The organism is Amycolatopsis kentuckyensis, from assembly GCF_002155975.1.
In the GTDB taxonomy this organism is placed as follows: domain Bacteria; phylum Actinomycetota; class Actinomycetes; order Mycobacteriales; family Pseudonocardiaceae; genus Amycolatopsis; species Amycolatopsis kentuckyensis.
This window is the reverse complement of the sequence record NZ_MUMI01000072.1, coordinates 1-13,875: the sequence shown is the minus strand read 5'-3', so window position 1 is coordinate 13,875 and position 13,875 is coordinate 1. Positions and strand designations below refer to the sequence as shown.

The window sequence follows — 13,875 nt, the reverse complement described above, 5'->3', positions numbered from 1 at the left end:
GAGGTCGCGGACGCGGCGGAGGCGGTAGTCGACCGTGTTGGGGTGGACGTGGAGCTGGGCCGCCGTGCGGCGGCGGTTCGTGTCCAGCCGGAGGTACGCGTCCAGCGTCTCGACCAGCTCCGGGTGCGCGGCCAGGGGGTCGAGCGCCGCCGCGAGGCGGTCGCGGGCCACTCCCGGGCGGGTCAGCTGGAACTCGACCAGGACGTCGTCGAGGCGGTACAGGCCCGGCGCGCGGCCGAACCAGCGCAGCACGTCCAGCACCTCGGCGGTCTGCGCCGCCACCTCCCGGACCTCCGCGGGCGCCGCCGTCTCCGCCGCCGCCAGCACGGTGACCCCCGCCGCGCGCCCGGCCGCGTCCAGGACCGCGTGCCCATCCGAAAGCCGGTCGGACGACGGGAGCAGGACGAGCCCGCCGGGACCGTCCAGTGACGCGAGCACCCCGTCGCCGCAAATCCCTTCGAACGCCGCCAGGAACCGGCGGAGCTTGCGGCGGACCGCGATCTCGGCGTCCACCCCCGGCGACCCCTCGTCCGCGTGCGGCCCGAGTTCGACGCTCAGCACCACGTACCGCGCCGGCAGCGTGATCCCGGCGCTGCGGGCGACGACGTCGACCGGGCCGCCGTCGACGAGCACCGACAGCAGCGTCCGGCGCGCGGTGTGCTCCTGCCCGACCTTCGTCCGCAGCTCCTCCAGGTAGCCGCGGGTCACCGCGCCGGTGACCGTGCCGACGAACGCCAGCACCCGGTCCGCGACCTCGAGAAGGTCGGCGACGTCCGCACTGCCCGACGAAGCGGAGCCGACGGCGAAGATCTCCCGCGCGCCGACGTGGTACGCGGTCAGCACCGCCTCCAGCGGGAAGCCTTCCTCCGCCCGCCGGACCGCGGACGCGCCGACCTGCCGCAGCTCGGCCGCGTTGAGCTCGCGGTCCTCGCGCAGGCTGCGCGCGAACGCCCGCACCGCCTGCCGCGTGATGCCCGCGATGTCGCCGGCCAGTTCCTCCACCGGCAGCCGCCGGTAGTCCGCCACCTCGGCCTGGATCCGCGCGAGCACCCGGGCGATCAGCTCGGGCTCCTCCCGGGTGAGCCGCTCGTGCACGCGCTGCCCGCCGAGGGTGAGGTCCCCGCCGCACTTGTGCTCGGTCACAACCGATCTCCTCGTTCTCTGCCCGGATTCCCAGTCAATCCCGTGACGCCCGGTGCCGATGGTGTCACGGAGACCAACAGTCGACACAACGTCAAGGAGGACGGTGTGCGAGTGAGAACGACGGTGTTCATCGCGATCATGGTCACCACGCTGACGGGCGCGACAGCAGGCACGGCGGCCGCGGGCAGCGCCGGCGAGTACGTGGCACTGGGGGATTCCGCGGCGGCCGGGCCGCTGATCCTGCCGCCCGACCTCTCCTCCCCCGGCTGCCTCCGGTCGCTGGCCGACTACCCGCACGTCGCCGCGAAGGAACTCGGCGTGCCGCTGAAGGACGTCACCTGCTCCGGCGCGACGACGGCGGACATGACCGCCCCGCAGCAGACCTCGTCCGGCGCGGTGCCGCCCCAGCTGGACGCGCTGGGCGAGCAGACCCGGACGGTGACCGTGACGATCGGCGGCAACGACATCGGCCTGGTCGGCGCCGCGACGAGCTGCATCAACCTGCTGCCCGGCATCACCCCCGACTGCGTCGACCGGTTCACCGCCGGCGGCCACGACCAGCTGGCCGAGAAGATCGCCGCATTCGAGCCGGTGTGGGGCGAGCTGCTGGACGCGATCCACGCGAAGGCGCCGGACGCCGACGTCTTCGTGGCCGGGTACGGCACCTACCTGCCGCGCAACGGCTGCTGGCCGATCGCGCCACTGACCCCGCGCGACGCGAACTACATCCAGGGCAGCATCGACAAGACCAACGCGGCCCTCGCCCGGCAGGCCGCCGCGCACGGCGCGCACTACGTCGACGTCCGGACGGCCTCGATCGGCCACGACGTCTGCAAGCTGCCAGGCGTGAAGTGGTTCGAGGGCGTGCTGCCGACGTCGGTCGCCGCGCCGATGCACCCGAACGCCGACGGCATGGCCGCCATCGGCCGGCTGGTCGCCACGGCGATCAGCGGGTGAAGTCCCAGCGGGTGGCGCCGTGGGGCTCGGCGGTGGCGACGCCGATGGCCCGGTGCAGGGTGAGCCGGTACAGGTGCCACGGCGCCGGACCGGCGCTCGCCGCCATGAACGGCGCGTTGAACCCGCCGTCCTCCACGGTCGCGGGCCAGCCGCCCTCGCGGTAGACGGCCGCCACCCGCTCCAGCGTCGCCGGCTCGGCGACCCGGTGGGCCTCGCCCTCCATCGTGAGGTCGAGGCCGCGCAGCCGCACCGACACGCTGCACGCCGGGTTCGCCGCCAGGTTGCGGGCCCGGCGCGTGCCCGGCCCGCTCACGAAGTAGAGCGTGTCGTCCACCCAGATGGCCCCGACACCGGCGGCGTGCGGCCGTCCGTCGGGGCGGACGGTGCCGACGAAGAAGGTCAGGTCTTCCTTGGGGGTCTGGGTGGCGAGGAGATCGCGCGCCCTGCTCCACGGCAGCGCCGCCGCGGACCCGGTTCGGTCGAGGTTCTGGGTTTCACCGGCTTCAGTCATGCCTACGCGTCGAACGGGACGACGGCGGATCGACACGCGGCGAGAGTTTTCGCGCCACCGGGGTCGTCGTCGCTGGCCGCGGGCACGATCGCCAGCTCGTCGACCCCGGCCGCCGCATACGAGCCGATCTTCGCCGCGAGCTCGTCCCGGGAGCCGAGCAACCCGATCACGGCGATCGCCTCGGCGGGCACCGCGGCCAGCAGCTCACGCGGGTGCGGCCGGGTGCGCGCGAAGTCGATGAGGTCGCCGAAGCCCGCCGCGCGGAACATGTCCGCGTAGCCCGGCGCGGCGAGGTAGCCGACGACACCCCGGCGGAGCTGCTCCAGTTCGGCCGGACCCGGGTCGGCCGCGGCGACCACCCACGCGGCCACCGGCGGCGGAGTGGTTCCGGCCCGCTCAGCAGCGGTGTGGAGCCCGCGCACCAGCGTCGCCGCGGCCGCCGGGCTGACGAGGTTGATCACCATCCGGTCGGCGTGCCGGGCGGCGACGTCGAGCGCCCGCGGCCCGAACGCGGCGATCGTCAACGGCGACTTCGGGGCGGCCAGCCGCAGCCGGTACCCCTGCGAGCCGACGACCGAGCCGTCCACAGTGGACTTCTCGCCGGCCAGCAGCTGGCGGACCGCCACCGCGGACTCCGCCAGCGCCACGGCCGCCCGAGAGCGCGAACGCCCGTGCCAGCCGCGCACCACGACGTCGCTGGACGTCCCCAAAGCGACCCCGGTCGACCGGCCGGTCAGCGCGGCCACCGAGGCGACGCCCACGGCGATCGTCGCCGGGTCCCGCACGGTCACCGCCAGCGGCCCGAAAGTCAGGGAAATCCTCGAGGTGGCCGCGCCGATCGCCGTGCCGAGCGCGAAGGCGTCCCACGTCGCCATTTCGCCGATCCACAGCTCCGGGTAGCCCGCCGCCTCGGCCGCGCGAGCGGTGTCCAGTGCCTCCTCCGGCGGCCGGTCCTGCCAGAGCCCCAGCGACACCGACAGCTTCATGCGGCGGCCTGCACGATCATCGTGACCACCGTGGTGAACGAGCCGCCGACGTTCAGCGTCAACGCCGTCCGCGCGCCCCCGACCTGCGTCTCGCCCGCCGTGCCCGAGACCTGCCGGGCCGCGTCGCGCAGCATGCGGACGCCGGTCGCGCCGACCGGGTGGCCGAGGCCGATCAGGCCGCCACCCGGGTTGATCCCGGCCGCGTCGAGCCCGCCGCCGTCGATGAACCGGCCGCCGTCGCCGGGCGGGGCCGCGCCGAGGTGCTCCAGCGCGACCAGGCCGGTGATGGTGAAGCAGTCGTGCAGTTCGACGACGTCGAGCGCCTCGGGGCCGGGCACGCCCGCTCGCCGGTAGGCGTCGGTGACGGCGCCGCGCAGGTGCGGGAACAGGTACTCGCCGCCGGAAGCGATCTTCGGCGCGAGGCCGATGTGCGCGGTGCGGTGCCCGAAGCCCGCGATGCGCGGGAACCCGCCGCCGAGCCGCTCGGCGAAGGCGGGCGAGGCCAGCAGCACCGCCGCGGCGCCGTCGGTGATCCGGCCGCAGTCCTGCTTGCGCAGGCGGCCTTCGATGACCGGGTTGAGCTCGTCGTCGGGCCCGAACGCGCGGGCCGGAAACCGCCAGTCGCGGGCCTGGGCCAGGGGGTTCAGCGCCGCCCGGGTGAAGGCGTGCTCGGCGAACGACCCCAGGTGCCCCGGATCGAGTCCGTACCGGGCGTCGTACGCGGAAGCGACGTCCGCGAACAGCGCGGGCCACGGGAACTTCGCGGCGACGGCCTCGTGCCCGGCCCACGCGGCGGACCCGAGGTGTTCGGCCGCGCGCTGCCCGTCGACGTTGCGCATCAGCTCGACGCCGACGACCAGCGCCACGTCGTAGCGGCCCGCTTCGAGGTCCGCGCAGGCGGCCAGGACGGCGGTGCTGCCGGACGCGCACGCGGCTTCGTGCCGGGTCGACGGCACCCCGTCCAGCTCCGGGACGGCGGCCACGAGCAAGCCGCCGAGCTGGGCCTGGCCGGTGAACAGCTCGGCGGCGAGGTTCCCGACGTGCGCGACCCCGACGTCGCCGGCCGAAACGCCGGCGTCCGCGAGAGCCGCGGGCACGACCTCGGCGAACAGCTCGAGGAGCCCGCGCCCTTCCTTGGTGAAGTTGCGCGCGAAGTCGGTCTGCGCCCCGCCCAGCACGAACACCGTCATGACCTCACCCCAGGCTCTCCCGCAGCTGCCGCTTCAGGATCTTCCCCACCGGGTTGCGGGGCAAGGCGTCGGCGTACTCGAGCCGTTCCGGCAGCTTGAACGCGGCCACCTTCTTCTCGCGCAGGTACGAGACGAGCTCGTCGAGCGACGGCTTGCGCGAGCCCGGCACGACGACCGCGCACACCCGCTCCCCCATGACGTCGTCGGGCACGCCGACGACGCCGACGTCGGCGACGTCCGGGTGCCCGGCCAGCAGGCCCTCGACTTCGGCGGGCGAGATGTTCATTCCGCCGCGGATCACGAGGTCCTTCATCCGGTCGACGTACCGCAGGAACTCCCCGCGCTCGCCGTCGATCTCGAAGACGTCGCCGGTGCGGAAGTGCCCGTCGGCGTCGAAGGACGACGTGTCGAGCGGTTCCCCCACCGAAGTGAGGTAGCCGGCGAACACCGTCGGCCCGGCGATGTGCAGCTCGCCGGGCCGCCCGGGTTCGGTCACCCGCTCGCCGGTGACCGGGTCGTGCAGCCGCACCGACGTCCAGTCGGCCACCGGGGTCGACCAGGTGGCGGCGGAGGCGTAGTTCGGGAAGTAGGTCGCGCGCTGGTCCGGGTCCGGGATGTCCACCGGACCGGACAGCAGCGCGGTGCCCTCGTTCGAGCCGAAGAAGTTGATGATGTCGATGCCGTACCGCTCGGCCCAGGTGCGCACCAGCCACGGCGAGAGCGGCGCCGAGCCGGACCCGATCTTCCGCAGGGCCGAAATGTCCACTCCGGACAGTAGAGCTTCGTTGTGCAGCAGCATGGTCAGCAACGCCGGTGGCGCGAGCGTGTACGTCACCCGCTCGGCGGCGAGCTGCCCCAGGAACACCGGCAGGTCGAACGGGTGGTGCGGGACGAACACGGCGCCGGTCAGCAGCCACGGCAGGAACATGCCGCCGATGCCGGCCATGTTCGTCATCGGGAACGGCGAGAGCAGGACGTCGTCGCGGGTCATCCCGGCGGCCTGGACGCAGCCGGCGGCCGTCGCCAGCCAGTCTCCGTGGCAGCGCGGCACGGCCTTCGGCTCGGCTTCGGTGCCGGACGTCCAGCAGATGGTCACGCAGTCGTTGACGTCGGCTTCGGTCCGGTACGAGTCCAAAGTGGATTTCTCCGCTTCGGACAGGGGAGCTTCGGGCCAGGCCAGGGCGCCGGCCGGTTCGTCGTCCCCCGAGGCGACGACGAACCGGACCGACGGCGCCGAAGCGCCTATTAGCCCAAGGGCCGCCCCGGCGAGCTCGTGCTCGCCGTATCTGGATGCGGTCACCACCCCGACGGCCCCGGTGCGCCGGCACATGGGGCCGAGTTCGTGTTCCCGGTAGGACACCGGGAACGGGGTGACGATCGCGCCGATCCGCACGATCGCGAGGAACGCCTGCACCAGGGCCGAGCAGTTCGGCAGCTGCACGGCCACGACGTCGCCTGCTCGCACCCCTCCGGCGAGCAGGAACGCGGCCAGGACGTCGACGCGTTCGTCGAGCCGGTTCCAGGTCCACCGCACCGGGTCGCGTCCGACCAGTGCGGTGGTGTTCGGTGGATCGACCAGCGCGAGACCCTCCGGGTCGGCACTGACCCGCTCCTTGACGAGCTGGTCGATCGTCTCCGCACTCCACCATCCCCACGTCCGGAAGTCCCGGGCGCGACCCTCTCGATGGCATCTCATGAACGGAGGTTTTCCAGCTGGTCCGCCCGGACCCAGGTCGCGTGAAAACCGAGCGGGACACGCTGGGGAAGCAGGACCCTGGCCACGGGTCCGGCAGCGAGGTCGGCGGCGTCGAAGATGTCCAGTTCCGAGCGCCCCTCGCGCTCGTCCTGCACGAACGTCACCAGATACCCGTCCGCCGAATCGACGGGTGCTCCTTCGCGGGGTGCGAACGGAGCCTCACTGCCCCACCGGCCGGGACCGAACCGGTATTCGGTCTTCGTGCCGGCAAGATCGTCGTGGCGCACCAGCCCGTCGAACTTCAGCGTCGACTCGGGCGAGATGTGCACCGCGTAGGAGTACCGGTTCCGCCGTCCGACGCCGCGGGCGTCGACGGTCGGGAACTCGGTGTTGTCGTCGTCGAGCGGCGCCTCGTGGCACGCGCCGGTCCGCAGGTCGAAGCGGTAGCGGTGCAGCTGGGCGTCCAGCCGCAGGTAGGACAGCATCTTCGCGAGCGGCGTGTGCGCGTCGGCGCGCGGCTGCGGGCGCTGCACGCGGCAGACGTCGAGGACGACCTCGTCGCCCTGCTCCCAGGCGTTGACGACGTGGTAGATGTAGCACGGGCTCGCTTCGAACCAGCGGATCTGGCTACCGTCTCCGTAGCGTGGCAGGACGCCGAACCGGCTCGGCATCGAGCGGTCGAAGTGCAGCTTGTGCCGCCCCTGCTTCGCCGCCGTCAGGTCCTGGACCAGCGGCAGGTCCATCAGCACCGCGTAGTGCTCGGTGATGGCCATGTCGTGCGGCAGGCGCGGGCCCGGCAGCGCGATGTCGGTGGTGGTCACGACGCGGCCGTCCGCGCTGATCACGCCGTAGCGCAGGTACGGCGGGCGCGGGCCGTAGTCGAACCAGAACAGCTCGCCGGTGGTCTCGTCGACCTTCGGGTGGGCCATCATGTCGCCGGCCAGGGTGCCGAGGAAGTCGTCGGCGCCGAGGGTCTCCAGCGACAGCGGGTCGACCGCGTACGGCGAGCCGCACAGGTACCAGGTGGCGAGGATCCGGCCGCGGTGGAAGACGACGTCGGTGTTGGCGTTGTCCTTGAGGCCCAGGCCGTGGGTGTTGCCGAAGGGGTTGTCCTTCGGGTTCTCCATGACGCCGGTCCAGAGCGCCTTGCCCGCGGCGGACTCGGCTTCGAAGGCCTTCGTGCGGATCCAGCGGTTGCGGTAGCGGGCCTTGCCGTTCTCCAGGTGGACCGCGTGGATCATGCCGTCGCCGTCGAACCAGTGGTAGCGACCTTCCGGGGCGAACCGCGGGTTCGGGCCGTTGCGCAGGTAGACGCCGTTGAGGTCCTTCGGGATCTGGCCGATGACCTGCAGGTCTTCGGCGTCGATCTCGGTGTCGACCGGGGCGTAGACGCCGAGCAGGTAGGGGTTCGCCTCGCCGGTGTCCGCCGCCCGGGCCACCATCAGCGGCTGTTCGGAGGTGCTGGTCATCGGGCTGCTCCCCTGGCTGCGGCGGGCTGTTGGGGATGAGACTATGATTTGTGTACCCAGGTGTCAATAGGCTTCTTTTGGTGTAGTCAGGTGTACGCTGAGGCCGTCATGTAACGAGGGGGAACGGGTGACCGAAGCGCCTGCACACCGCGTCCGGCCGGCGGGAGATCCGCTCCGCCGGGCGCTCGAGCTGGTCGGCGACCAGTGGACGCTGCTCATCCTGCAGAGCCTGTTCCTGCGCTTCCGGCGGTACGAAGAGCTGCGCCTCCGCTTGGGCATCTCGCCGACGGCGTTGTCCGGACGGCTGCGGGACATGGTCGAAGCGGGCATGCTCACCCGGGTGCCGTACCGGGACGCGCGCCGCACGCGGCACGAGTACCGGCTCACCGAGCGCGGCCTCGAGCTGTGGCCGCTGCTGATTTCGATCTGGGCCTGGGAGCGCGAGTGGGTCGAAGGCCGCCGCGAGGTGCTGCCGACGCTGATCCACCTCGACTGCGAGCTGGCTACATCAGCGCCCCTCGGCTGCGCCGCCTGCGGCCGCCGGGTGGACGCGCGCGACGTCCGCGCGGAACGGCTGGACAGCACCGGCGTCGCGGCGGCGACGGCGTCCAAGCGCTTCCGCCGCAAGGACGCCGAATCCCTGGCCGGCGACCCGCTGATGTTCTTCCCCGACACGATGGAGCTGCTCGGCGACCGCTGGTCGACCGGGCTGCTGGTCTCGGCGCTGCTCGGCTGCCGGCACTTCTCGGAGTTCGAGCGGGAGCTGGGCATCGGGCCGAGCGTGCTGTCGGCCCGGCTGAGCAAGCTGGTCGAGGTCGGCGTCCTGCGCACCGGCACGGCGAAGACCCGCACCGACGCCCGCGACTACCGCATGACGGCGAAGGGCCTGGCGTTCTTCCCGGCGCTGGCGTTCATCGCGGAGTGGTCGCGCGGGTTCGAGGTGGCGGGCCAGGAGCCGGACATCACGCTGCACCACGTCGAGTGCGGCGAGCGGCTGCGCCCGATGCTGCTCTGCGACCACTGCGGCCGCCCGCTGACCCGCAAGTCGGTGCAGTTCGGCGGGGTGCCGTCGCCCAAACGCTGAAGGGTGACGGAAATCGGCTCGCCAAGAGGTGGGAGTGGTGACAGGCTGGAGCGGTCACACGTCGTCGTTTTCGGAGGTAAGCATGAGTGAACCGACCCCGTCGCCCAGCGGCGAGGAGGACGACGTCAAGCGCAAGTTCCGTGAGGCGCTGGAGCGCAAGCAGGCCCACGCCCGCAGCGGCGCGTCGCACGAGAACGCCGGCGGCAAGAACCAGCACGCCCACGGCCCGGCGGCGAACAAGCGCACGTTCCGCCGCAAGAGCGGCTGAGAAACGGAGCTCCCGAAGGCCACCACGGACAGTGTTCGTGGTGGCCTTCGCCGTACCCGGCCCGGGGTGACGGATCGGCGCTCACGCTGGGCCTTGCCGTACCCGGCCCGGGCTGACCGACGCTTGCTCACGCTTGGCCTTGCCGTACCCGGCCCGGGCTGACCGACGCTTGCTTTCGCTGGCCCATGCCGTACCCGACCCGGGCTGACCGACGCTTGCTCGCGCTGGCCCATGCCGCACCCCGCCCGGGGTGACGGACCCGTGCTCGCGCTGGCCTTCGCCGTAGCCCGCCCGGCGTGGCGGCGCGAGTGCCTTCAGGCCAGGCAGACCACCCCCTCGCCGTGGCCCCCAGCGTCCTAGGGTGGGCCGATGGCCGGTCGCGTGCGGTGGGACGAGGCGTGGCGGGTCACGCGGTACGTCCTCTACGCCGGCGGGCGGCCCGAGGTCCGGGCGCGGTCGGCCGGCCTGTCCCGGCTGCGGGCCGCCGCCACCGTGGGCATCGGGCTCTGGAGCGGGTTCGTGGCGGCGCAGACCGCGCCGGGGGCGCCGGCCGGGAGCCCGCTCGCCCTCGGGCTGGCCGCGGCGAGCGTGGTGCCCGCGATCGTCGCCGTCCGTTCGCCGCTGTGGGCGTGGCGGCTGCTCGTCGTGCTGCTCTCGGCCACGCCGGCCGCGCACCCGGCCATGCCGAGGTTGTGGGGCTGGCCGTGGTCACCCGGCCTGGCGCTGACGGCCGCGCTGGTCTGGTTCCTGGTCGCCGCGGGCCACGCGCAGGCCGTCCTGGTCGGGGTCGGCGTGGTCTCGGCGGCGGCGATGGGCGTCTGGGTCGAGGACTGGCGCGACCTGGCGCTGCTGGTGGCCCTGATGACCGCGGTGCTCCTCGCCGGCAACGCGGTGCGGCAGCGGCGGGTCGCCGAACGGGAAAGCGCCGAGCAGCAGCGGAGACGGGCGGCGGAGGAGACCAGGGCCGCCGTCCTCGAGGAACGCGCGCGCATCGCCCGGGAACTGCACGACGTGGTCGCCCACCACATGTCCGTGCTCGCGCTGCGCACCGACTCCGCGCGCTACCGCTTCCCCGGCCTGCCGGACGACCTGCGCACCGAGTTCGCCGAGCTGACCGGGACCGCGCGGGAAGGCATGGTCGAGATGCGCCGGCTGCTCGGCGTGTTGCGCACCGAGAGCACCGGCGGGCCGACCGCGCCGCAGCCGGACGCCACCCGGATCGCCGAGCTGGCGGAGCGGGTGCGTGCCCTCGGCACCGCCTGCACGGTGCGGGTGCACGGTGACTTCGACGCGCTGCCCGCCGGCGTCGCGCTGTCCGGCTACCGGATCGTGCAGGAGGCGCTGAGCAACGCGGTCCGGCACGCACCCGGGGCCGACATCGACGTGGACCTGCGGGTCGGCACCGGTTCCGTCCGGGTGGCGGTGCGCAACGCCCCGGGCGGTGCCGGGCGCGCGGCCGGGACCAGCGGGCACGGGCTGCTCGGCATGCGGGAGCGCGCCGCGATGCTCGGTGGCAGGCTGGACGCCGGGCCGACGGCGGACGGCGGGTTCGAGGTCACCGCGGACCTGCCGCTGGACCACGAGGAGGACGTGTGATTTCCGTGCTCATCGCCGACGACCAGACCATGGTCCGGCAGAGTTTCCGCGCCGTGCTCGACGCCCAGGACGACATCCGGGTGGCCGGCGAGGCCGCGGACGGCGCCGAAGCGGTGACGCGCTGCGCGGAACTCTCCCCCGACGTCGTGCTGCTGGACGTCCGGATGCCCGGCATGGACGGCCTGGAGGCCGCCCGCCGCATCCTCGGCGCGGGCGGTGCCGTCCGCGTGCTGATGCTGACGACGTTCGACATCGACGAGTACGTCTACGGCGCGCTGCGCGCGGGCGCCAGCGGGTTCCTGCTCAAGGACGCGCCGCTGGACGACCTGGTCGTGGCGGTGCGGGTGGTCGCCGCGGGCAACGCCTTGTTCGCGCCGTCGGTCACCCGCAGGCTCGTCGGCGAGTTCGCGGTCCGCGGCCGGGCCGCCGAACCCGGCTCCCGCGGCCGCTCCGGGATCGCGGACCTGACCGAGCGGGAGACCGAAGTCCTCCGCCTGGTCGCGAAAGGACTGTCCAACACGGAGATCGCCGCCGCACTGGTGATCGCCGAACAGACCGCGAAAACCCACGTCAGCCGCGTGTTCGGCAAGCTCGGCGCGCGGGACCGGGCGCAGGCGGTCGTGGCCGCCTACGAAGCGGGCATCGTGGTGCCCGGCCGGTGATACCGGGGTAGCACGCGGGGGCGGTGGCCCTACCCGGGTGCCACCGGAAGACGGCACTCCGGCCCGACGACCGGGCGCCCGCGAGCCGACACCGTTGCGGCCATGGGGATCGAGCGGCGCACCAGGACCGTGGTGCTGACGGCGACCGCGGTGTTCGCGCTCGTGGCGGTGACGTGGTGGGCGCTCGGCCGCCCGCTCGGCGTCGACTCCGCGGTGTACCGCGCCGGGGGCATCGCCGTGCTCCGCGGGGAACCGCTCTACGGGCACCTGGCGGCCCTGCCCGGCTGGGCGCCCGAGCTGCCGTTCACCTACCCGCCGTTCGCGGCGCTGCTGTTCACCGTGTTCGCCGCGGTGCCCGTGCAGTGGTGCTGGGGTCTGGTGGCGCTGGCCGCCGCCCCCGCGCTGGCCGTCGCCCTGCGCCCGTACGCACCGGGCGCGGGGGTGCTGCTCGCCGCGTTCGGCCTGCAGCCGGTGTGGCAGACCATCGGACTGGGCCAGCTCAACCTGGTGCTGATGGCGCTCGTCGTCGCCGACGTGCTGCGGCGGCGCGGCTCGGCGAGCGGCGGAGTCCTCATCGGACTCGCCGCGGCGGTCAAGCTGGTTCCGCTGATCTTCGTCGGCCACCTGTTGCTCACCGGCCGCCGGGCCGATGCCGGCCGCGCGCTCGGCACGTTCGCCGGCGCCACCGCGCTCGGCGCCGTGCTGCTGCCGGCCGACTCGGCCCGGTACTGGACGTCCGCCCTGTTCAACGACCACTTCGCGCAGATGAAGGGCTGGGTGGGCAACCAGTCGTGGGCGGGGTTCGCCGCCCGGACCGCGCCCGGTCAGGTCTGGCCGCTCGCCTTCGCGGCGCTGGTCGTGGCGGGCGCCGCGATCGTCGTCCGGTGGCGGTACCGCGAGGGCGACGAACGCGGCGCGCTGCTGGTCACCGCCGGGTGCGCGCTGCTGGTGAGCCCGATTTCGTGGACGCACCACTGGGTGTGGGTCGGGCCCGCGCTCGGGTACCTGCTCGCCGCCGGCCGGCGGTGGTCCGCACTGTTCGTCGCGGCGGTGTTCACCGGCTGGACCGTGGCGGTGGTGCCCGGCGGCCAGGGCCGGGAGCGGACCTGGACCGCCGGGCAGGCACTCGTCGGCAACGCCTACCTGCTGGTCACCCTGGTCGCGGGCGTGGCGCTCGTCGTGAAGGTGCTCCGCCGCCGATCGGCCCGGACTACGGTGTGAACTCGCCGAGGTGGTCGAGCACCACGAACTGGCTGCCCGGGCTCGCCGCCGCCACCGCGTTGCGCAGGGTTTCCAGCCCGCCGTTGGGGTCGTGGGCCTGGCCCAGCGGCAGGTCGAAGTCGTCCCAGTGCGTTGCCGCCACGTACCGCGGGTGGCCCAGGGTGCGCAGCAAGCGGGGGACGTACTCCCTGACCTTCGCCCCGCCCGGCGGCACCAGCACCACGTCCGGCCGCAGCCCCGCCAGCTCGGACTCGATGTAGTTCGAGCCCCCGAAGTCGAGCACGCTCGCGCCGCCGCCCGAAACCACGTACGCCAGCGTGCCGCCCTCCAGCAGGTCCGAAATCACCCGTGGCCGGTCGCGGCGGGACAGCGGCCGGGTTCCCGGGAACGCCACCTGGGCCCGGGTTCCGGTGGCCGAATGCAGGGAGCGCAGGACCCGGATCGCGTAACCGTCGAAGGTCAGGTCTTCCCCGCCCGTCGCGATCGCCAGCTGGTCCTCCGGGGCACCCATGGCCGCCATGAGACTCAAATGCGTCTCGGTGCCGATGACCGTCGCTCCGGTGCGTTGCGCCAGGTACGGGACGTCGCTCAGGTGGTCGTAGTGGCCGTGGGTCACCAGGATGTGGTCCGCCCGGAGGAAACCCCGGTCGAGGTAGCCGTCGATCAGCGCGCGGTTCACCGAGAGCGGTGTCCGGGGATCCGCGCCCGCCGGGGTGTACGTGCCCGTCTTGAACCGGGTCGGCCACGGGTCGATGAGGACCGTCTTCGCCCCGATGCGGATCTCCCAGCCGTTGTTGCCCCACCAGCGCAAGGTCATTCCCGAAGCCGCGCGGGCGGTGGCCGGTGCGCCCGCGAGGATGGCCGCGGCCGCCGCGCCCGCGCCGAACAGCCCGCGCCTGCTCAATCCCATGTCCATACCGGACACCCGACCACGAGCCGGGCCCCGCTGTCCAAGATCGGCGCCACGCCCTCTCGATAGGTGAACGGCTATCGTCGCAGGGTGGATCACCTTCGCTCGCTGCGGTACTTCCTCGTCGTCGCCGAAGAACTCCACTTCGGCCGGGCCGCCGAACGGCTCGGGATGGCGCAGCC

General features: G+C 73.3%; 14 protein-coding genes. 7 read left to right on the top strand and 7 right to left on the bottom strand.

From position 1 onward, the window contains the following. A partial coding sequence (locus tag CCN39_RS07630; protein WP_086839751.1) for a PucR family transcriptional regulator occupies nucleotides 1-1,143 on the bottom strand: 1,143 nt, incomplete at its 3' end. 111 nt (nucleotides 1,144-1,254) lie between these two features. Between CCN39_RS07630 and CCN39_RS07625 the strand changes: the two genes are divergently transcribed. Next, complete coding sequence (locus CCN39_RS07625) at nucleotides 1,255-2,100, top strand: SGNH/GDSL hydrolase family protein (RefSeq protein WP_086839749.1); 846 nt, start codon at nucleotides 1,255-1,257, stop codon at nucleotides 2,098-2,100. On the opposite strand, the gene CCN39_RS07620 is transcribed toward CCN39_RS07625, so the two are convergent. The 5 genes from CCN39_RS07620 to CCN39_RS07600 are packed head-to-tail and all read right to left on the bottom strand — an operon-like array spanning nucleotide 2,090 to nucleotide 7,952. Next, nucleotides 2,090-2,611 carry a pyridoxamine 5'-phosphate oxidase family protein gene (locus tag CCN39_RS07620; protein ID WP_086839748.1) on the bottom strand — a complete coding sequence of 174 codons (522 nt, stop codon included), beginning with the start codon at nucleotides 2,609-2,611 and terminating at the stop codon, nucleotides 2,090-2,092. The two genes, CCN39_RS07625 and CCN39_RS07620, sit on opposite strands and share 11 nt — an antisense overlap. A gap of 2 nt (nucleotides 2,612-2,613) precedes the next feature. Then, nucleotides 2,614-3,597, bottom strand: coding sequence for an LLM class F420-dependent oxidoreductase (locus CCN39_RS07615; RefSeq protein ID WP_086839746.1), 984 nt, complete (start codon nucleotides 3,595-3,597; stop codon nucleotides 2,614-2,616). Next, nucleotides 3,594-4,787, bottom strand: coding sequence for an acetyl-CoA acetyltransferase (locus CCN39_RS07610; RefSeq protein ID WP_086839744.1), 1,194 nt, complete (start codon nucleotides 4,785-4,787; stop codon nucleotides 3,594-3,596). The genes CCN39_RS07615 and CCN39_RS07610 overlap by 4 nt, the downstream gene beginning before the upstream one ends. A 4-nt stretch (nucleotides 4,788-4,791) precedes the next feature. Beyond that, nucleotides 4,792-6,483 (bottom strand): class I adenylate-forming enzyme family protein, encoded by a 1,692-nt coding sequence (locus CCN39_RS07605; RefSeq protein WP_086839741.1) that lies wholly within the window; start codon nucleotides 6,481-6,483, stop codon nucleotides 4,792-4,794. After that, the gene (locus CCN39_RS07600) at nucleotides 6,480-7,952 is read right to left on the bottom strand and encodes a carotenoid oxygenase family protein (RefSeq protein WP_086839740.1); all 1,473 of its coding nucleotides are present in this window, start codon (nucleotides 7,950-7,952) and stop codon (nucleotides 6,480-6,482) included. Before CCN39_RS07600 ends, CCN39_RS07605 begins: the two co-directional genes overlap by 4 nt. A gap of 127 nt (nucleotides 7,953-8,079) precedes the next feature. Between CCN39_RS07600 and CCN39_RS07595 the strand changes: the two genes are divergently transcribed. From CCN39_RS07595 to CCN39_RS07575, 5 genes are all read left to right on the top strand, one after another. Continuing rightward, nucleotides 8,080-9,036 (top strand): winged helix-turn-helix transcriptional regulator, encoded by a 957-nt coding sequence (locus tag CCN39_RS07595; RefSeq protein ID WP_086839738.1) that lies wholly within the window; start codon nucleotides 8,080-8,082, stop codon nucleotides 9,034-9,036. 82 nt (nucleotides 9,037-9,118) lie between these two features. Beyond that, the gene (locus CCN39_RS07590) at nucleotides 9,119-9,304 is read left to right on the top strand and encodes a DUF5302 domain-containing protein (RefSeq protein ID WP_086839736.1); all 186 of its coding nucleotides are present in this window, start codon (nucleotides 9,119-9,121) and stop codon (nucleotides 9,302-9,304) included. A 369-nt stretch (nucleotides 9,305-9,673) separates the two neighbouring features. Next, nucleotides 9,674-10,900 (top strand): ATP-binding protein, encoded by a 1,227-nt coding sequence (locus CCN39_RS07585; RefSeq protein WP_086839734.1) that lies wholly within the window; start codon nucleotides 9,674-9,676, stop codon nucleotides 10,898-10,900. Next, a complete protein-coding gene (locus tag CCN39_RS07580) occupies nucleotides 10,897-11,562 on the top strand; it encodes a response regulator (protein WP_086839732.1) in 666 nt (221 codons plus the stop codon). The genes CCN39_RS07585 and CCN39_RS07580 overlap by 4 nt, the downstream gene beginning before the upstream one ends. 102 nt (nucleotides 11,563-11,664) lie before the next feature. Continuing rightward, complete coding sequence (locus tag CCN39_RS07575; RefSeq protein ID WP_086839730.1) at nucleotides 11,665-12,783, top strand: glycosyltransferase 87 family protein; 1,119 nt, start codon at nucleotides 11,665-11,667, stop codon at nucleotides 12,781-12,783. On the opposite strand, the gene CCN39_RS07570 is transcribed toward CCN39_RS07575, so the two are convergent. Further along, entirely contained in the window at nucleotides 12,773-13,699 is a 927-nt protein-coding gene (locus CCN39_RS07570) for an MBL fold metallo-hydrolase (protein WP_086839728.1), read from the bottom strand. The two genes, CCN39_RS07575 and CCN39_RS07570, sit on opposite strands and share 11 nt — an antisense overlap. A gap of 84 nt (nucleotides 13,700-13,783) precedes the next feature. On the opposite strand from CCN39_RS07570, the gene CCN39_RS07565 reads away from it, so the two are divergent. Next, the coding region (locus CCN39_RS07565) for a LysR family transcriptional regulator (RefSeq protein WP_143263978.1) at nucleotides 13,784-13,875 on the top strand (92 nt) is incomplete at its 3' end.

Excerpts from the sequence above, each read along its gene's own strand:
- CCN39_RS07615 (WP_086839746.1), bottom strand. The coding sequence starts at position 3,597 with ATGAAGCTGTCGGTGTCGCTGGGGCTCTGGCAGGACCGGCCGCCGGAG.
- CCN39_RS07590 (WP_086839736.1), top strand. The coding sequence starts at position 9,119 with ATGAGTGAACCGACCCCGTCGCCCAGCGGCGAGGAGGACGACGTCAAG.
- CCN39_RS07600 (WP_086839740.1), bottom strand. The coding sequence starts at position 7,952 with ATGACCAGCACCTCCGAACAGCCGCTGATGGTGGCCCGGGCGGCGGAC.
- CCN39_RS07575 (WP_086839730.1), top strand. The coding sequence starts at position 11,665 with ATGGGGATCGAGCGGCGCACCAGGACCGTGGTGCTGACGGCGACCGCG.
- CCN39_RS07585 (WP_086839734.1), top strand. The coding sequence starts at position 9,674 with ATGGCCGGTCGCGTGCGGTGGGACGAGGCGTGGCGGGTCACGCGGTAC.
- CCN39_RS07570 (WP_086839728.1), bottom strand. The coding sequence starts at position 13,699 with ATGGACATGGGATTGAGCAGGCGCGGGCTGTTCGGCGCGGGCGCGGCG.
- CCN39_RS07610 (WP_086839744.1), bottom strand. The coding sequence starts at position 4,787 with ATGACGGTGTTCGTGCTGGGCGGGGCGCAGACCGACTTCGCGCGCAAC.
- CCN39_RS07605 (WP_086839741.1), bottom strand. The coding sequence starts at position 6,483 with ATGAGATGCCATCGAGAGGGTCGCGCCCGGGACTTCCGGACGTGGGGA.
- CCN39_RS07620 (WP_086839748.1), bottom strand. The coding sequence starts at position 2,611 with ATGACTGAAGCCGGTGAAACCCAGAACCTCGACCGAACCGGGTCCGCG.